Annotated in this window: 19 protein-coding genes; 14 read left to right on the top strand and 5 right to left on the bottom strand. The window is 65.5% G+C overall.

Going from position 1 to position 17,243, the window contains the following annotated elements; genetic code table 11:
- Nucleotides 1-38: 38 nt before the first annotated feature.
- Nucleotides 39-2,381 (bottom strand): type I restriction endonuclease subunit R, encoded by a 2,343-nt coding sequence (locus tag LY625_RS02165; RefSeq protein WP_233737356.1) that lies wholly within the window; start codon nucleotides 2,379-2,381, stop codon nucleotides 39-41.
- 188 nt (nucleotides 2,382-2,569) lie between these two features.
- Here LY625_RS02165 and LY625_RS02160 point away from each other — a divergent pair, with 188 nt between their 5' ends.
- Together LY625_RS02160 and LY625_RS02155 are read left to right on the top strand one after the other, a co-directional pair.
- Nucleotides 2,570-2,905 (top strand): type II toxin-antitoxin system RelE/ParE family toxin, encoded by a 336-nt coding sequence (locus LY625_RS02160; protein WP_233737561.1) that lies wholly within the window; start codon nucleotides 2,570-2,572, stop codon nucleotides 2,903-2,905.
- Nucleotides 2,902-3,201, top strand: a complete 300-nt coding sequence (locus LY625_RS02155; protein ID WP_233737355.1) for an XRE family transcriptional regulator — start codon at nucleotides 2,902-2,904, stop codon at nucleotides 3,199-3,201. The genes LY625_RS02160 and LY625_RS02155 overlap by 4 nt, the downstream gene beginning before the upstream one ends.
- Nucleotides 3,202-3,224: 23 nt before the next feature.
- Here LY625_RS02155 and LY625_RS13465 read toward each other — a convergent pair whose 3' ends face one another.
- From LY625_RS13465 to LY625_RS02140, 3 genes are all read right to left on the bottom strand, one after another.
- A complete protein-coding gene (locus tag LY625_RS13465; RefSeq protein ID WP_343223452.1) occupies nucleotides 3,225-4,376 on the bottom strand; it encodes a restriction endonuclease subunit S in 1,152 nt (383 codons plus the stop codon).
- Nucleotides 4,377-4,396: 20 nt separating this feature from the next.
- Nucleotides 4,397-5,845: an N-6 DNA methylase gene (locus tag LY625_RS02145; protein ID WP_233737353.1), complete on the bottom strand. Its 1,449-nt coding sequence runs from the start codon at nucleotides 5,843-5,845 to the stop codon at nucleotides 4,397-4,399.
- Between the two features lie 111 nt (nucleotides 5,846-5,956).
- Nucleotides 5,957-6,820: an EamA/RhaT family transporter gene (locus LY625_RS02140; RefSeq protein ID WP_233737352.1), complete on the bottom strand. Its 864-nt coding sequence runs from the start codon at nucleotides 6,818-6,820 to the stop codon at nucleotides 5,957-5,959.
- A gap of 411 nt (nucleotides 6,821-7,231) precedes the next feature.
- Here LY625_RS02140 and LY625_RS02135 point away from each other — a divergent pair.
- The 6 genes from LY625_RS02135 (at nucleotide 7,232) to LY625_RS02110 (ending at nucleotide 12,298) form a co-directional block, all read left to right on the top strand.
- A protein-coding gene (locus LY625_RS02135) for an IS3 family transposase (RefSeq protein WP_233737351.1) occupies nucleotides 7,232-8,367 on the top strand; the annotation gives its coding sequence in 2 pieces (ribosomal slippage) (nucleotides 7,232-7,469 and nucleotides 7,469-8,367; 1,137 coding nt in all).
- Between the two features lie 157 nt (nucleotides 8,368-8,524).
- Nucleotides 8,525-8,908 carry a nuclear transport factor 2 family protein gene (locus LY625_RS02130; RefSeq protein WP_233737350.1) on the top strand — a complete coding sequence of 128 codons (384 nt, stop codon included), beginning with the start codon at nucleotides 8,525-8,527 and terminating at the stop codon, nucleotides 8,906-8,908.
- A gap of 152 nt (nucleotides 8,909-9,060) precedes the next feature.
- Nucleotides 9,061-10,317 (top strand): MFS transporter, encoded by a 1,257-nt coding sequence (locus LY625_RS02125; protein ID WP_233737349.1) that lies wholly within the window; start codon nucleotides 9,061-9,063, stop codon nucleotides 10,315-10,317.
- A gap of 54 nt (nucleotides 10,318-10,371) precedes the next feature.
- Nucleotides 10,372-11,136, top strand: coding sequence for an NAD-dependent deacylase (locus LY625_RS02120; RefSeq protein WP_233737348.1), 765 nt, complete (start codon nucleotides 10,372-10,374; stop codon nucleotides 11,134-11,136).
- 58 nt (nucleotides 11,137-11,194) lie between these two features.
- Nucleotides 11,195-11,527, top strand: a complete 333-nt coding sequence (locus tag LY625_RS02115; RefSeq protein WP_233737347.1) for a Qac family quaternary ammonium compound efflux SMR transporter — start codon at nucleotides 11,195-11,197, stop codon at nucleotides 11,525-11,527.
- A 51-nt stretch (nucleotides 11,528-11,578) separates the two neighbouring features.
- Complete coding sequence (locus LY625_RS02110) at nucleotides 11,579-12,298, top strand: sulfite exporter TauE/SafE family protein (protein ID WP_233737346.1); 720 nt, start codon at nucleotides 11,579-11,581, stop codon at nucleotides 12,296-12,298.
- 21 nt (nucleotides 12,299-12,319) lie between these two features.
- Here the strand turns inward: LY625_RS02110 and LY625_RS02105 are convergent, their stop codons facing one another.
- Nucleotides 12,320-13,921 carry an SDR family oxidoreductase gene (locus LY625_RS02105; protein ID WP_233737345.1) on the bottom strand — a complete coding sequence of 534 codons (1,602 nt, stop codon included), beginning with the start codon at nucleotides 13,919-13,921 and terminating at the stop codon, nucleotides 12,320-12,322.
- Nucleotides 13,922-14,054: 133 nt separating this feature from the next.
- Here LY625_RS02105 and LY625_RS02100 point away from each other — a divergent pair, with 133 nt between their 5' ends.
- The 6 genes from LY625_RS02100 (at nucleotide 14,055) to LY625_RS02075 (ending at nucleotide 17,136) form a co-directional block, all read left to right on the top strand.
- A complete protein-coding gene (locus LY625_RS02100; protein ID WP_233737344.1) occupies nucleotides 14,055-14,609 on the top strand; it encodes a hypothetical protein in 555 nt (184 codons plus the stop codon).
- On the top strand, nucleotides 14,606-15,592 hold the full coding sequence (locus tag LY625_RS02095; RefSeq protein ID WP_233737343.1) for an alpha/beta fold hydrolase: 987 nt from the start codon (nucleotides 14,606-14,608) through the stop codon (nucleotides 15,590-15,592). The genes LY625_RS02100 and LY625_RS02095 overlap by 4 nt, the downstream gene beginning before the upstream one ends.
- Nucleotides 15,592-15,918: a thioredoxin family protein gene (locus LY625_RS02090; protein ID WP_233737342.1), complete on the top strand. Its 327-nt coding sequence runs from the start codon at nucleotides 15,592-15,594 to the stop codon at nucleotides 15,916-15,918. The genes LY625_RS02095 and LY625_RS02090 overlap by 1 nt, the downstream gene beginning before the upstream one ends.
- A 60-nt stretch (nucleotides 15,919-15,978) precedes the next feature.
- A complete protein-coding gene (locus LY625_RS02085; protein WP_233737341.1) occupies nucleotides 15,979-16,281 on the top strand; it encodes a hypothetical protein in 303 nt (100 codons plus the stop codon).
- A gap of 66 nt (nucleotides 16,282-16,347) precedes the next feature.
- Nucleotides 16,348-16,707: a VOC family protein gene (locus LY625_RS02080; protein WP_233737340.1), complete on the top strand. Its 360-nt coding sequence runs from the start codon at nucleotides 16,348-16,350 to the stop codon at nucleotides 16,705-16,707.
- A gap of 36 nt (nucleotides 16,708-16,743) precedes the next feature.
- Nucleotides 16,744-17,136 carry a VOC family protein gene (locus tag LY625_RS02075; protein ID WP_233737339.1) on the top strand — a complete coding sequence of 131 codons (393 nt, stop codon included), beginning with the start codon at nucleotides 16,744-16,746 and terminating at the stop codon, nucleotides 17,134-17,136.
- Nucleotides 17,137-17,243 lie beyond the last annotated feature (107 nt).

Here is a 17,243-nt window from a genome sequence, read left to right as displayed (position 1 = left end):
GGAACCGCGTGCAAGTATGCCGGAGCCGGCCGCGGGCCTCAGCGGTTCCCATGTGTCGAGTACAGATGCCCCTGGATGCCGACAAACGCATTCCGGATCTCGGCCACACTCCCCAGCGCCCGCTTTGCATCATTGGTGCCGCCATACCGGATCCGCAGGAAGTCGCTCAGCTTCCGCGATGACAGCTCCTCGACTCCATGCAGTTCATACGCGCCGAGCACGTAATCCAGGAACCCCTGCATCTCCCGTTCGTACCCGCCCAGGCCGGTCTTGCGAGCCGCGCGCGCTCGCTCTGACCGTGCCAGTGGTGCGAGCTCGAAACGCACATAGGCCAGCACATCGAACACGTCGCTGTTCGGTGCATCGATCAGGCGGCGCATATCGTCCAGACGGTCGCGGTCGTAGCCCAGGTCAGTGAGGCGCTGAAGAAAGGCTTCCCGATGGTCGGGGTCGCTCCAGGTTTCGCGGAGTTCATCTTCGGTGACGACAAGTTGGCTGAGGTCGCCGAACAGCTGCTGCATGAACTCCTGGGCGGTGATCATGCGGCCGTTCCACCAATAGGTGGTCGCGGCAACGTAGCGGATGCGGCGTTCCTTGCCGTCGGCGAGCTTCACGACCACCTTTTCCATGGGCGGCGCCTCTCCGACACCGCCGGGCGGTTCGGGCAAGGGGTAGTCGGGCGGCGGATCGCCTTTCGGTGGTCGCGGCTCACCCGGCGCTTCCGGCGGCAACGGCTCGCCGTCCCACTCCGGGTCGTTGAAGTGCTCGTAGGCCTTCACGAAGTCATAGATCGTGAAGTAGTCCTTGCCGTCGAAGGTGCGGGTGCCGCGACCGATGATCTGTTTGAACTCGATCATCGAGCGGATCGGGCGCAGCAACACGATATTGCGGATGTTGAGAGCGTCCACGCCGGTGGAGAGCTTCTGCGAGGTGGTGAGGATCGTCGGCAGGGTCCTGGTGTTGTCCTGGAAGTCCTCCAGGTGCTTTTCGCCCAGCTTGCCGTCGTCGGCGGTCACGCGTTGGCAGTACAGCGGATCGGGATTGTCCTTGACCTGGTTGATGAAGTCGCGCATGCGGGCGGCGTGCTCCTGCGTGGCGCAGAACACCAGCGTCTTCTGGCGCTGATCGATCTGGTCCATGAACTCCTGGACGCGACTCTGCTCGCGCTGGTCGATGACCAGCTTCCTGTTGAAATCCGCTTCGGTGTATTCGCGCTCGGGGTCGATCTCGCCGGACAGCACCTCGTCCTCGTCGGAGAACCGGTAGCTGTCCAGGGTGGACGCCATCTGCCGCACCTTGAAGGGGGTAAGGAAGCCGTCGCCGATGCCTTCCTTCAGCGCGTAGGTGTAGACCGGCTCGCCGAAGTAGGCGTAGGTGTCGGCGTTGGCATCACGCTTGGGCGTGGCGGTCAGGCCCAGCTGCACGGCCGGCTTGAAGTACTCGAGGATGCCGCGCCAGGTGCTTTCATCCCGGGCGCCGCCGCGGTGGCACTCGTCGATGACAATGAAATCGAAGAAGTCCGGCTCGTAGCCCTGGAAGGTGAGCTGCGGCTCCTCACCCGCACGGCCTTCTGTCATGAAGGTCTGGAAGATGGTGAAGAACACGCTGGCGTTGCGCGGGATCCTCCCTTGCCTGCGGATCTCCTCTGGACTGATCCGCGCCAGTGCATCGGCCGGGAACGCGTTAAACGCGTTGTAAGCCTGGTTGGCCAGGATGTTGCGGTCGGCCAGGAACAGGATGCGTGGGCGGCGCACCGGGTCGCGGCTCAGGTTCCACTTGGAATGGAACAGCTTCCAGGCGATCTGGAAGGCGACCGAAGTCTTGCCGGTGCCGGTGGCTAGGGTCAGGAGGATCCGCTCGCGCCCTTGGGCGATGGCCTCCAGCACCGCGGTGATGGCGTTGTGCTGGTAGTAGCGCGGCTGCCACTTGCCGCCGCCGGTCTCGAACGGCACCGCGCCGAAACGCTCGCGCCAGTCGTTGCCCTGCGGGAAGCAGCGCTGCCACAGTTTGTCCGGCGCCGGGAACGGCAGCTCGAAGCCGCCCTCCGCGCCGGTTTGCATGTCTACTTCGTACCAGCCGACGCCGTTGGTGGAGTAGCCGAAGCGCGCCTTGAGCAGGCCGGCGTACTGCTTCGCCTGTCCCACGCCCGCGGTGTGCCCCAGCCCGGCCCGCTTGGCCTCGATCACCGCCAGCACCCGGCCGCGATAGCTCAGCACATAGTCGGCCGAAACCTTTGCCGCCCGCTGGCCGCCGCCGAGGATGCGGCCGGGCGCAATGGTCAGCTCGCGGGCGATGTGGGACCCGGGCACGACGCCCCAGCCGGCATCGCGCAGCGCAGGGTCAATGCGGTTGGCGCGGGTGTCGGCTTCGGTTTCGATCATGGGCTCCCCGGGTCCATGTCAGTCCGTCGGGATGGTACCCCGGCTCAGCGGTGCGTGTGGCCGGCTGGCAGGAATTCCCTACCCAGCAAATTGACCTTCCCTGATGCCCCGCATGCCTTCAACGGCGGATGGTGATAGTGACACGACGCCGTGTATGCAACTTCTTGCATATTTGAAGATATCGGGATATTTTGCCCATGAAACCGCTGAAATTCGTCGGCTCGAGCCTGGACGACCTGCGCGCCATGCCTGCCCGGGTGCGGCACGCCCTTGGCATCGAGTTGATGACCGTGCAGTACGGCGGCACCCCGGATGACTTCAAACCGCTTCGTGTAATCGGCGCTGGCGCATATGAAATTCGCTACCGGGATGCCGCTAACGGCGCGTTCCGGTTGGTGTACGTCGCCAGGTTCGCCGATGCGGTGTACGTGTTGCATGCCTTTCAGAAGAAGACGCAGAAGACCTCGAAAGGCGATATCGAGCTGGCCGCCAGGCGCTACAAGTCGATTGGAGATCAATCATGACCGCGAAAGACGAAGACACCCGCATCACCGCCAGCAGCGGCAACGTGTTCCTCGACATGGGCTTTGATCCGGCTGAGGCGGAAGTGATGAAGCTGCGCGCCGAGGTCATGATCCGCACCGCCCAACATTTGAAGGAGCGTGGCTGGACGCAGGTCGAAGCCGCCCGCCAGCTTGGCATCACCCAGCCGCGCGTCTCGCGACTGATCAAGGGCAAGGTGGAAGACTTCAGCTTGGACATGCTGCTGACCCTGGCCGCACGGGCGGGGCTGCATACGGAGTTGCGCCTGTCTGCCTGAGGGATGGCTGCAGGGTTTTCCCGTCAGGTGAGCTGGCCGGAGAAGGCCTGCTGGAGCAGGGATTGGCGGAGAGTCCCCAAATCGGACAGCTGGTCACGGTACCGATCAGTGAGCCTCGTGCTGAGTGTGACAGCGGATTCGATGCGGTTCACCGCTTCACGTTGCTTATGGAGCGGCGGCAGCATGACAATAACGCTGGAAGCCAGGTTGATATTCAGATTTCTGACCGTCGAACCGGCAGCGAGCCGATCAAACTCGTTGAAAACCTGCCTGGACCCAAGCAGGTAGTACAAGTAATCCTGATCGACCTTCGAGTAGTCCGGCTCGAGGACCAGCCATCCGTCATGAATACACCCTTCTGTGCGAAGTATGTATGGCCTGCCAAAGCTCATCGAGTTCGTAAGCAGGAACGAGCCAGAAGTTACCAGCCTAGACCGCGAAACTCCATCCTTCGTGATTCTTTCCTTGGTCGACTTTATGAATTTACCACTCGCGGTCGCATCGGAAATCTTGATCCAGTTGATGCCATCGGCGGAAGTGGTCAGGAACTTCTTGATGGGCCGAGGGGATCCGCCGCGTGCGATTTTGCATAGCTCCCCGAGCTTGATCGATTCGGTACCGCCAGCAGTCGCGTGGTCGATCGCATTCGCGATCAAGCCATCTTGCAGATCACCTGCATCTTTCAAATTAGCCTCGGCATGGACGCGGGCAAGGTCAAGGGCGGCGAAGGCTTGATCGAGGATTGCCACAACCCGCTCTTGCGTATCCATGGGCGGCAATGGGAACTGAATACTCTTGATCGTCCTTGATGAGAGATGCTTCACAGTCGTATAGGGCGTTTCCTCTTCGATTTTTGTCAGAAATTCGTTGATGCCGTAGAAAAGAAACCTTGCATGAAGGTCGCCCGAGAACCCGTGGAGCCTACAAACTCGTTGATTTAAAAGCGCACTGCCCCCGCTCCACTGGTAGCAAACAAACTCGCCGTCCATGCCGATCAATAAATCGCCATCAGAGACCAGATAAGCCTCGTCGAACGCTCCATCGAAGCGGGTTGCATTCTTACCGGAGTCCTTGAGATCTCTGATCCTGATTAGAGGCATGCCGGCACTTGAAGAGAATTTCTTTGACGAGAAAGCGAACCCGTTCTGGACCTCAAGCACATCTCCTAGGGTCACCTCGGCCCATTTTCGCGATGTCACAGCAACTCCCTCACCTTTTCCAGAATCCCCCGCGTCTCCTCATCCCGGATCAGCATGTCAGCAATGATCTCCTCCGGGCTGCGCATTGGCGCCTGTTCCGCCGCGTGCGGGTTCTTGGCTGAAAGGTCGCAGGTGGCCTCATCGATATCCGCCACGTCCAGCGTCCAGCTTTTCGGGGTAGTCGGCTTCTTGGGTTGCAGCTCGACGAACTCAGCCAAGTCCTCGTCGTTGAGCGGGTTGGTCTTGCCCAAGCTGCGGCCCGGATCGAGCTGGTAGTACCAGATCTTGCGGGTGGGCGCGCCGCGCTCGAAGAACAGCACCACGGTCTTCACCCCGGCACCCTGAAAGGTGCCCTGCGGGCAGTCGAGCACGGTATGCAGGTTGCAGGTGGTGAGCAGCTCGCGGCGCAGCTCGACGCTGGCGTTGTCGGTGTTGGAGAGGAAGGTGTTCTTGATGACGACGGCGGCGCGGCCGCCGGCCTTGAGCTTGCGGATGAAGTGCTGCAGGAACAGGTACGCGGTTTCGCCGGATTTGATCGGGAAGTTCTGCTGCACCTCCTTGCGCTCGCCGCCGCCAAAGGGCGGGTTGGCAAGCACAATGTCGTGCAGGTCCTTCTGCCGGTAGTCGCGCACGTTCTCCGCCAGGGTGTTGGTGTGGCGGATGTTGGGCGCGTCCACGCCGTGCAGGATCATGTTCATCAGGCCCAGCACGTAGGCCAGTGACTTCTTCTCCTGGCCGTAGAAGGTGCTGGTCTGCAGCGCGTTCCAGTCCCTGGCGGCCAGGTCGTCGCGGTTGAGGTACTCGAACGCCTCGCACAGGAAGCCGGCCGACCCGCACGCGCCGTCATAGATGGTCTCGCCGATCACCGGTTGCACCACTTGGATCATGGCCCGGATCAGCGGGCGCGGGGTGTAGTACTCGCCGCCGTTGCGACCGGCGTTGCCCATGCGCTTGATGCGGGTTTCGTACAGGTCGGAGAGCTCGTGCTTGGCCTGGGAGCTGCCGAAATCCAGGGTGTCGATGACCTCCAGCGCGTCGCGCAGGGTATAGCCGGAGCGGAAGCGGTTTGCGATCTCGGCGAAGACCTCGCCGATCTTGTATTCGATGTTGTCCGGATCATCGGTGGCCTCCCGGAACGATTCCAGATAAGGGAACAGCTGGTCGTCTACGAAGTCGATCAGGTCCTTGCCGGTACGGGCGTTGGGGTCGGGCTTGCCATCCACATCGCGGGGTACTGCCCAAGTGGCCCAGCGGAAGTCCGGCTCAAGTACGGGGTCGTAGTCGCGTCCTTCAAGCGCTGCCTCGTCCGCCCACTCGCGTTCCATGTCGTCGAGGTACTTGAGGAACAGGAGCCAAGAGGTCTGCTCGGCGTAGTCGAGCTCAGAGGACAGACCCTCGTCGTTCCGCATGATGCGGTCGAGGGAGTTGAATGCGTTCTGGAACATCTTCAAGTGTTTCCTTGGGCGCCAGGTAGGCTGTGCCTGGCGCATGTCGTATGGCAGGAGGGGCGCCCCGCGGAGCCTAATGATGCTATCGGCGAGCGGGGCTGCCTACCCTCAGGGCGCCAGCGCGATCAATGCGATCGCCGCCACCGCCAGCACGATAGCCAGCCGGTTCCAGCGCCCGGTCTTCTCGCCGAAGGCGGCGATGCCCACCAGCGTGCCCAGCACCACCACCCCGATGTTCATCGCCGCGAACACCACCGCCGGGCTGTCGGGCAGTGACTGGTGTGCGCGCACGTAGAAATAGATGTTGCCGAAATTGAGCAGCCCCAACAGCAGCCCCGCGCCCAGGTGGCGCACCTCAAGCTCGGTGCGCCCGCGCCAGTGCCGTACCAGCTGCCAGAACAGCATCAGCAGGAAGGCCAACGCGAAGGCGACCTGCAGCGAGGCGGAGGAGGGCGTGCCCGCCTGCGCGACCACCTTGAGCATCACATCGACGAAGGCGAAGCCGCCCCAGACCACCAGCAGCAACAGCCAGGCACGCTGCCCCTGCACCGGGCCGCTGCCGCGCTCGGGCCGAACCACGATGCCGGCGACCGCCACCAGCCCCAGCGCCAGGCCGGCCAGTTTGATCACCGAGGCCTGCTCACCGAATACCGTGAAGGCCGCCAGCAGCGACAGCAGCAGGGATAGGCGCTGCGCCACGTCGGTGCGCACGATGCCCGCCGCCCGCACGCAAGCCGCCAGCACCAGGAACAGCGAAGGCAACACCACCGCCAGTCCCAGCAGCACCGGCCAAGGGGTATCCGGCCGCTGCAGGTTTTCCAGCGGCGGCGAGAGCAGGACCCAGCACAGCCCGCTGGCCGCCAGGTAGTTCCACATCACCAGCTGCGGCATGTCCAGCCGCCAGCGCGGCGCGAGCTTGAGCAGCACCGCGACGGAGACGCTGCACAGGGCGCTGAGGAGGATCAGGAGCATGGGCGGGTCCAACCGTAAAGGGACCGGATGGTAGCTGCTGGCGGCAGGGGCGTCTGGGCTCATGACGCCAGCAGACGGAACATGCTGGCAGGGTGGTAAACGTGTTATCCGACGAATCCGGGGCGGTATTGGATTACCGCCCCGGCAGTGGCGTATAACTGTGTGTACGGCGGGAGGCCGGACGGGGCGAAAGGGGGGCGAAGCTGCATGAATGCTGGACTTGCGCGGATGTGCCCGGTGTCGGGGGGTGCGCCCGAGACGGTGTTACACCTCGCTTCGGGGATCTAATAATAGTTAGGCAACGAAACACCACCCACTTGAAGACTTAAGGCGGCGATGACACAACGAATGAATCGCCCCGTGTTTCGTAGACACCCTGCAGCCATATCCACGGCAACAGCAGGAGTGTCCATGAGCAGCAAGCGGTACACGGAAGAGTTCAAGGTTGAGGCGGTCAGGCAGGTGACGGACCGCGGCCACTCGGTGGCAGAGGTGGCCGATCGGCTGGGGGTGTCGATCCACAGCCTCTACACGTGGCGGAAGCAGTACGGCCGGTCCGGGCCCGAGCGGGCAGCGACGGCGGACCAGGCGGACGAGCTGCGCCGGCTCAAGTCGGAGCTTCGCCGGGTCACGGAGGAGCGCGACATTCTAAAAAAAGCCGCGGCGTACTTTGCCAAGCAGTCCGGGTGAAGTACGCCTTCATGCGCGACCACGAACGGGAGTTCCGGGTGCGCAGCATGTGCCGGGTGTTGGGCGTGCACCCCAGCGGCTACTACGCCTGGCGCCGGGCGCCGCTGTCGGCACGGGCCAAGGACGACCGGCGCGTACTGGGTCTGATCAAGCAGTCCTGGCTGGAGAGCGGCAGCGTGTACGGCTATCGCAAGGTTGCCCGCGACTTGCGTGATCTGGGCGAGCGCTGCGGCAAGCACCGGGTGGCCCGGCTGATGCGTGGTGAAGGCTTGCGGGCGCAAGTTGGTTATCGCCGCCGACCCGGCATGCGCGGAGGCAAGCCGGCCGTGGTCGCCGACAACCATCTGGCGCGGCAGTTCGACCCGGTGGCCGCCAATCGTGCCTGGGTCACCGACATCACCTACATCCGCACCCACGAAGGCTGGCTGTACCTGGCGGCGGTCATGGACCTGTTCTCCCGGAAGATCGTCGGCTGGGCGATGGGATCGACCATGCACACCGATCTGGTGCTGCAGGCGTTGATGATGGCGGTGTGGCGCCGCAAGCCGCCCGCCGGACTGCTCATTCACTCCGATCAGGGAACGCAGTTCACCGGCCACGATTGGCAGGATTTCCTGACAGCCCACGGTCTGGTCAGCAGCATGAGCCGGCGCGGCAACTGCCATGACAACGCGGTCGCCGAGAGCTTCTTCCAGCTCCTCAAGCGCGAGCGCATCAGGCGGCGGATCTACGCCACCCGCGACGAGGCCAAGGCCGACGTCTTCAACTACATCGAGATGTTCTACAACACCCGCAGGCAGCACGGGCACAACAACGGACTGCCTCCGGTAGAGTTCGAAAAGCGGCAATCAATTTGAGGCTTCGGGGTGTCTACAGAAGCCGGGGCGATTCAGTCTTCGGAGAGCCATCGGTGGGCACTGCCCAGATCCGGCGGCGCGGGGCCTGCGGTTCCTCAGGGTCGACACCGCTTCACGGCGCGGCGTCATTCAGACATCAGGTGTACATGGAGAAGTCATGGACAACGCAGACATGAAGGATCTTATTGACCGCTACCTGGTCGCTTACAACTCCTTCGACATTGACGGCATGTTGTCGCTTGTTTCCCAGGACATGCGTTTCGAGAACTACTCTGGCGATCAACTCACGGCGGCCACAAGCGGGATCGACGAGCTACGGCAACTGGCGGAGCAGTCCAGGTCTTTATTCTCCGAGCGCCAGCAGCGCGTCACGGGCCTGGAGTTCGGTCGTGACTTTGCCGCTGCAACCATCGCCTTCCGGGGCAGGCTGGCCGCAGACATTCCCGACGGTCCGTCAGCCGGCATCCTGCTTGATCTGCAGGGCAAGTCCGAGTTCTGGTTCGGCGATGGGCAAATCACGAAGATTGTTGATCGTAGCTGAGTCAGTCCGGAGGCGAGCCTGGTGCGCTGCCTGGAAGGCGTGGAGTTGTCGTCCCTGAAGCGGGTGCCCGTCGATGGGCGTTCGTTCTGAGCCTCAATGCATTGTTCCAGCCACAGCCGCAATGGTTCCGCCGTGCTACGGCAAAATACCGGATGCCCGTTGTCCGCTCCCCCGATTCCCCCTCCCCCCAGGTCACCACCACGCTGAGCCCGCGCCAGACCGGGTTGATCCTGTTCGCGCTGACGCTGGGCGGCTTCGCCATCGGCACCGGCGAGTTCGCCAGCATGGGGCTGATGCCCAACATGGTCGCCTCGCTGGGCGTGACCGAGCCGCAGGTGGGCCACCTGATCAGCGCCTACGCGCTGGGCGTGGTGGTCGGGGCCCCATTGCTGGCGATCCTGGGCGCGGGGTGGAAGCGCAAGACCCTGCTGCTGTCGCTGATGGGCTTCTACGCGCTGGGCAACCTGGTCAGCGCGGTGGGACCGACGTACGGCAGCCTGCTGCTGTTCCGCTTCATTGCCGGCCTGCCGCACGGCGCCTACTTTGGCGTGGCGGCGCTGACGGCGGTGGCGATCAGTCCGCCGCACCGGCGTGGTCGCGCGGTCAGCCTGGTCATGCTGGGCTTGACCCTGGCGATCCTGGTCGGCAATCCGCTGGCGACCTGGGCGGGGCAGGCGATCGATTGGCGCTGGGTCTATGCCGCGGTGGCGCTCATCGCGGGCCTCACCGCGGTGCTGTTGGCGGTATGGCTGCCGGCGCACGTCGACGGGCCGAAGACGAAGCCGTTGGCGGAACTGCGCGCCTTCAACCGGCTGCCGGTGTGGCAGGCGCTGGGCATCGGTGCGATCGGCTTTGCCGGCATGTTCGCGGTCTTCAGCTACCTGGCGCCGACCATGCTGGAAGTGACCGGCGTAGCGGCGGCCTGGATACCGCTGGGCCTGGCCGGCTTTGGCGTGGGCGGGGTGATCGGGAATTTCGCCGGTGGCTGGTTGTACGACCGGTACAAGCTGCGTGGCGTGTGGGTGGTGCTGGCGTGGGCCGTCGCGGCGCTGCTGCTGTTTCCGTTGCTGGCAGGCAGCCTGCCGACCATCGTGCTGGCAACCGTCGCCATCGGCTTGATGGGCGCGCTGGGACCCATCCTGCAGTCGCACCTGATGGACGTGGCCGGCGGGGCGCAGACGTTGGCCGCGGCCTCCCACCATGCCGCGTTCAATACCGCCAACGCGCTGGGCCCGTGGCTGGGCGGCATGGCGATCACCGCCGGCTTTGGCTGGACCTCGACGGGCTACGTCGGCGCCGCCACTGCGGTGGTCGGGTTGATGATCTACGCTTGGGCCCGCCGGACCGCGCGGGCCGCCGCGCGCGTGGACGCAAAGGGGCCGATCGCCGCGGTGGGCTGCGAATCCTGACAGGGCCGTCTACCCGGCGGGCCGGTCGGCACTGGATGCAAAGGGGCCATTGCCATGAGTGACGAACCCGCCTTGCAGGAAGCCGCCGCCGCGTTGCGGGACAGCGCCCGTCCGGTCATCTTCACCGGCGCCGGCATGTCCGCCGAGAGCGGCATCCCGACCTTCCGTGGCGGCAAGGACAGTCTGTGGTCGCGGTGGAAGCCGGAGGAGCTGGCGACCCCGATGGCGTTCCAGCGGGACCGGACGCTGGTGTGGGGCTGGTACGTGTACCGGATGGCGCAGCTGGCCACCGTCCAGCCGCACGCGGGGCATTGGGCGCTCGCCGAGCTCCAGGCGCGCTGGACGGCGCTCACCGTCGTGACCCAGAACGTCGACGACCTGCATGAGCGCGCCGGTTCCTCGCGGGTGCTGCACCTGCATGGCGAGCTGATGAAGCTGCGCTGCTCGGTCTGCAACCGGCCGTTCACCGGCTTCGACGTGCCCGCGCTGGAGACCATGGAGCCCGGCCAGCGCCTGGAGCCGCCGCGCTGCGGGCACTGCGATGGCTTCATCCGTCCCGGGGTGGTCTGGTTCGGCGAGTCCCTCCCGACGAAGACCTGGGCACGGGCCGAGGCGGCCATCCGCGGATGCGACCTGCTGCTGGTGGTGGGCACCTCGGGCCAGGTGGAGCCTGCGGCCTCGCTCGTGGGGCTCGCGCGAAGGGGCGGGGCGCGGGTGATCCTGGTCGATCCCGACGAGAGCGCCCATGCCGGGCAGGCCGACCTGCACCTGCGTGGTGGCGCCGGTGCCGTGCTGGCGGGCCTGCGGGATGCGTTGTGAGGCTTGCGCTTTAAGCTCCCCGCGCGTTCCTGCCAAGTTGAATTACTGGAGGTGAGGTATGAAAGGTTGGCTGTTTCTCGCTCTCGCCATCGTCGGCGAGGTCATCGCGACCTCCGCGCTCAAGTCCAGCCAGGGGTTTACGAAGCCGGTCGCGTCCTTTGTCGTGGTTGCCGGTTACGGCTTTGCTTTTTACTTCCTGTCCCTGGTGCTGAAATCCATACCCGTCGGGATCGCCTATGCGGTCTGGTCCGGAGTGGGCATCGTGCTGGTCGCGGCCATTGCGTGGCTGCTGCACGGGCAGAAACTTGATGGATGGGCATTTGTGGGCATTGGCCTCATCGTCAGCGGCGTTGCGGTGCTGAACCTGCTTTCGAGGTCAAGCGCCCATTAGCCTGCGAGCGCGAATGACTCGCTGCGTTGTGAGGCGCGGTCCGGGGGTTGGATGCTTCTTGAAGTACTGGTAGTACTTTTCATCGCTACATTCATTCGTTCCGCGTTTGGATTCGGCGAGGCGCTGGTGGCCGTGCCGCTGCTCGCGCTCATTGTTCCGGTGGAGGTGGCGGCACCGGTGGCCGTTCTCGTGTCCATCACTGTTTCGGTGGTTTCAGTTGCCCAGGACTGGCGCCACATCCACATGCGCAGTGCGGGTTGGCTGTTTGCCTCCACTCTCTTTGGAGTCCCGTTTGGCCTCTGGCTTCTGTCGGCCGCACCCACGGGAACGGTCAAGACTGCCCTGGCGGTGGTCATTATTGTTTTCTCCGCCTATCTCCTGCTCAACCGCTACTCGGTGAAGCTGGAGTCCGACCGGTTCGCGCCTTTATTCGGCTTCCTGGCAGGCATCCTGGGTGGCGCATACGGGATGAACGGCCCGCCGCTGGTTGCTTACGGGACGCTTCGCCGCTGGTCTCCCCAGCACTTTCGCGCGACGTTGCAGGGTTACTTCCTTCCCGCCAGTGCTGTGGTCATGGCTGGCTACTGGATGGCGGGGCTGTGGACCCCGGAGGTAACGAACTACTACCTTCTATCCCTGCCGGTGGTTGTTGCCGCCATCCTTGCCGGTCGCATGGCAAACCGGCACTTCAACGAGCATGTGTTTCTGGTTTGCGTCCATTGCGGGCTCATCGTCGTTGGGGCGGCGTTGCTATGGCAGGCGTACGCCTGATGGTTGGCTCACGCCAACGCGCTACCAGTCCGTAGGCCGGTAATCCTTCAGGAACTGCCCCCACACATGCTCGCCGGTGTTCAGCCCCGCAATGATCGGGTCGACGATGCGCGCCGCACCGTCGACGATGTCCAGCGGCGGGTGGAAGCGCTCCTCGCGGGTCTTGCGCGCGGCGATCTCCACCGGGTCCTCGTCGGTCACCCAGCCGGTGTCGACGCTGTTCATGTGGATGCCGTCGCCGTGGTAATCCGCCGCCGAGGTGCGCGTCATCATGTTCAGCGCGGCCTTGGCCATGTTGGTGTGCGGGTGCCGGGTGGTCTTGAAGTTGCGGTAGAACTGGCCCTCGACCGCGGAGACGTTGACGATATGGCGGTCGGGCGTGGGCGGGCTGCCGTCGGGCGTGCGCAGCATCAGCGGCTTCAGCCGCGCGTTGATCAGGAACGGCGCGATCGCGTTGACCAGCTGCACTTCCAGCAGCTCGACCGACGGCACTTCGTCCATCAACAGGCGCCATGAGTTGCGGCCGCGCAGGTCGACCTGCTGCAGGTCCTGGTCCAGGCGTCCCTCCGGGAACAGGTGCGACTGGCCGAGCAGTTCTTCGGCCAGCAGCGGCACCTGCGAGAGCTCGGCGGCGCGGGTCAGGCCGGCGGCGGCCTCCTGGTGCAGGTCGCGGCCGGCCAGCGCGGCGGCGTCGCCTTCGGGCAGCAGCGCGTGCGCGCGCAGGCCTTCGTAGCGTCCGAGCAGGCGCCGCACGTGCTTGGGCGCATCCTGCAGCGCGGCGGTTTCGGCGGCCATCATGTGGGCGTAGAACTCCGGTGGGCGGCGCACCGTCTGGCAGGCGTTGTTGATGATGAAGTCGAGGCGGTCGTGGGTGGCCAGCAGCTCGCTGCAGAACGCTTCCACGCTGGGCGTGTGGCGCAGGTCGAGCCCGAAGATCTCCAGCCGGTCCCGCCACTCGGCGAAGTCCGGCTCCTGCGCGTAGCGTGCCGCGGAGTCGCGTGGGAAGCGGGTGGTGACGATCAGCCGCGCGCCGCAGCGCAGCAGCTTCAGCCCGGCCTGGTAGCCGATCTTGACCCGCCCGCCGGTCAGCAGCGCCACGCGTCCGCGCAGGTCGGCGAGTTCGGTGCGCTTGGCGAAGTTGAACTCCGCGCACTGCGGGCACAGCTGGTCGTAGAAGTGGTGGATGCGCGTGTACCTGTGCTTGCACACGTAACACTGCTGCGGCTCCAGTACCTCGTGCTGCGGCGGCACGTCGGCGTCGACGTCGCGCGGCTCGAAGCCCGCGGGCGGCAGGTAGTTGGGCGTGGTGAACACCGGCTGCCGGCGCAGCGTGCGGATGCCGGTGGCGTCGAGGATCGCGTCGTCGTGCTCATTCCGGGTCTGTACCCGGTCGCGCCTGTGCTGCTTGCGCCGTTGGCGGCGTGCCGCCGGATCGGACGGGGCGTGCAATGCGGCCAGCGCACGGTGCAGGCGCTCGCGGGTGGCGGCGTCCAGCACGTCGAGCATTGAATGGTCGGCCGCGACGGCCTCGAGGAGGTCGGTGGCCTCCCGCAGGCGGGTTTCGAGCGAATCGCCGGGCAGCTCGGCGCGGGCGTCGGATGCGCCCCGTGGGGTCGTGGTCATGTGCACAGTTTGCGGGCTCGGCGGCGCAAACGACAGCGCGGAAGCACGGCCGGGAACCCGCAGACGGCCGGTGCCGGCGTGCGCCGGCGCCGCTGCGATTATCCTGTGCGGCCCGCCCGTCCACGTGGCCGACATGCACAGACCTGACGACGAGTTCGACCCGGACGACAACTTCGCCGGCCTGGATCCCGAATCCGTGATCGACGAGGACGCCGATACCGAAGCGCTGGTCTGGCAACTGCTGTTGCTGATCAACCCCGGCGACGAGGAAACCGCGCTGCAGCAGTTCGACGGCTACCGCGATGCCACCCTCGACGCCGGCGAGGACGAGTTCGAGCCGGCCTGGGTGCTGAAGGACATCATCGACTGGAAATCCGGCTTCCAGCTCCACGACGGGGACGCGGCCGCGTTCATCGAAAGCATCAACGAACTCGTGGCCCGCTGGAACCTCGAGCTCGACTGGGGCGTAGAGGACCCGACCGACGACGAATTCCTCGCTGGCGCGAGCATTCCCGACCTGCTGCAGGTGGGCTACGACGCCCTGCGTGCCTACGGCTACACCCTGTGGTTGTGGGAAACCGGCACCGACACCCTCGCGGGCTGGATCACCCTGAGCCGCGACAACGAGGCGATGCGCGCGGTCGCGCCGGCGCTGGGCATCGAACTGCGCCCGGGCGGCCAGGCGTGATCTTTCCTTCGCCCCGGCTGGTGCTCGGCGCGGTACTCGCGTTCATTGCCACGGGCGGAAATGCGCTGGCCGCCGGCTACGAGCGCGCCGAGGTGCCGGCATCAGGCGCCGGGCCCGCCATCCAGGCCATGGTGTGGAGCCCCTGCGCGAGTGCTCCGGTTTCCGCCCGCTCGGGTCCGTATGACTTGCAGGGCAACCCCGGCTGCCCCGTGGAGGGCGACGCCTTGCCCCTGGTCGTGATCTCGCACGGACAGGGTGGCACCCTCATGGGGCACCACGACACCGCCACGGCATTGGCGGACGCGGGCTTCGTGGTGGTGACGTTCAACCATCCGGGGGACAGCTTCGGCGATGATTCGGCGGCGCAGCAGGTCGGCATATTCGAATCCCGGCCGCGGGATGCGAGCCGGGTCGTCTCCTTCATGTTGGAGGGCTGGCGCTCGCGCCGGCAGCTTGATCCCGAAGCAATCGGAGTATTCGGGTTCTCACGGGGCGGGTACACGGCGCTGGCGCTGGCCGGCGCGACACCCAGCGTGGCTGCCGCAGGGGAGCGTCTGTGCGCCCGCTGGTGGTCGCTGGTGATGCCCCTGTGTCGCGGGATCCGGATTGGCGAGCCGACGCTGGAACCCGTCGCCGACCCACGCATCCGTGCGGCCGTGGTCGTGGATCCGCTGAACCTGTTCGATGCCGCGGGGCTGCGGACGGTGCGCGTGCCGGTCCAGCTGTGGGCCTCGGAGCAGGGCGGGGACGGCGTGGAGTTCGAACACATCGAGGCCATCCGCACGGCGCTGCCTGCCGCGCCCGAGTACCACCTCGCCAGAGGGGCGGGCCACTTCGCCTACCTGGCGCCGTGTACCCCGCGGCTGGCGGAAACGGCGCCCGGGATCTGCGAGGATCCGGACGGATTCGACCGGCTAGCCTGGCATCGGACCCTGAATGCCGCGGTCGTTGCGTTCTTCCGGCGGCATCTGCAGGTCGACTGATGCAGGAGGTCCACGACCCCGCAGAACTGGAGCGGCGCAGGCAGGGCGCGGTGCTGCTGCTGTTCGGTGGCGGGGACTGCGGTGTCTGCCGGGCACTGAAGCCAAAGCTGGACGCGATGCTGGCGGACGAGTTCCCCGCGCTGGAATCCTGCTACCTCGATTGCCAGGGCGCGGCCTCGGCGGTCTGCGCGCAGGAGGGGGTCTTTTCCCTGCCGGTGGTGCAGGTCTGGTTCGACGGGCGCAAGTTCGCGGAGTTCGGGCGCGTATTCTCGCTGGGGCAGCTGCGCGACGCGATCGAACGGCCGTACCGGATTGCATTCGGGTAGGGGCCGCCACCGTACGCGCACTCCTTTATTGTCCGGGTCACCCGATACGGAATTCCACCAATGATCGCCAGAACCAACGACCCTCTAGTCCGCAACAGCGTGTTCCTGTGGATCGCGCTGGGTACCGGCTTGCTGTTGCTGAGCCCGCTGGTGGCAATGCAGTTCACCCCGGAAGTGGTGTGGACCAGGTCCGACTTCCTGGTCATGGGCGTGCTCCTGTTCGGCATCGCCAGCCTGTTCGTATTCCTGGCCAGAAAGGTCCAGCGCCGGCACCGGCTGCTGGTCGGGCTTGCCTGCGCGGCGGTCTTCCTGTGGATCTGGGCCGAGCTGGCCGTCGGGGTGTTCACTGATTGGGGCAGCTGATGCTCCGGAAGCCGAGGCGCGCATCGCACTGCGCGCGGATTCGGGACGCAGCCTGAGGAGGCACACATGCCAGCGCACGAGAAGCTTAACTACGTCGAGTACCCGGCACGCGACCTGGAGGCGACGAAACGCTTCTTCGGCAAGGCGTTCGGCTGGTCGTTCGAGGATTACGGCCCGGACTACGCCGCGTTTTCGGACCAGGGCCTGGATGGTGGTTTTTATCGCTCCGGGCTGGCCGCCCGTGTTGGGCAGGGCAGTGCGCTGCTCGTCTTCTACAGCCGGCAGCTTGAGGAGACCCTCGCCGGGGTGACGGCAGCCGGCGGGGAGATCGTGAAGCCCATCTTTTCGTTTCCTGGCGGGCGCCGGTTCCACTTCACCGAGCCGAGCGGCAACGAGTTCGCGGTCTGGTCGGACCCGGAGACCTGAGGCGGCCGATCGCCGGACATCCACAGGAGAGCACCGATGGCATTCAAACCCCACGGCTACAACTCCGTTTCACCCTATCTGCTGGTCGACGGCGCCCAGGCCACCGTCGATTTCCTCAGGGCCGTTTTCGATGGCGAACCGTTGCGGGTCGTCCCCGGCGAAGGCGGCCGGCTCCGGCATGCCGAGGTGCGCATTGACGACAGCGTGGTGATGCTTGCGGATGCGATCGAGGGCTGGCCGGCGGTGCACGCCCATGTACACGTCTACGTCGCCGATGTGGACGCGACCCATGCGCGCGCCCTGCGGGCCGGTGCCACGTCGGTGCAGGCGCCGGTCCAGAAGGATGATGCGGACAAGCGGGGCGGCGTCCGCGACCCGGGCGGCACCACTTGGTGGGTCAGCCAGCAGCTCGCCGCGACGGGCTCATGACGACCGTCTCCGGGCGGGCCAGTGTGAACGCTTCAGGCATGGACTGTCGTTTTCACGCCTGTTTGATCGCGACGGGAGTGATCTGGCGCAGCCGGAATCCCGGCATT

The organism is Lysobacter sp. GX 14042, from assembly GCF_021390425.1.
Classification (GTDB): Bacteria; Pseudomonadota; Gammaproteobacteria; order Xanthomonadales; family Xanthomonadaceae; genus Novilysobacter.
The sequence above is the reverse complement of the archived record's forward strand: the minus strand, read 5'-3'. Positions and strand labels throughout refer to the sequence as shown.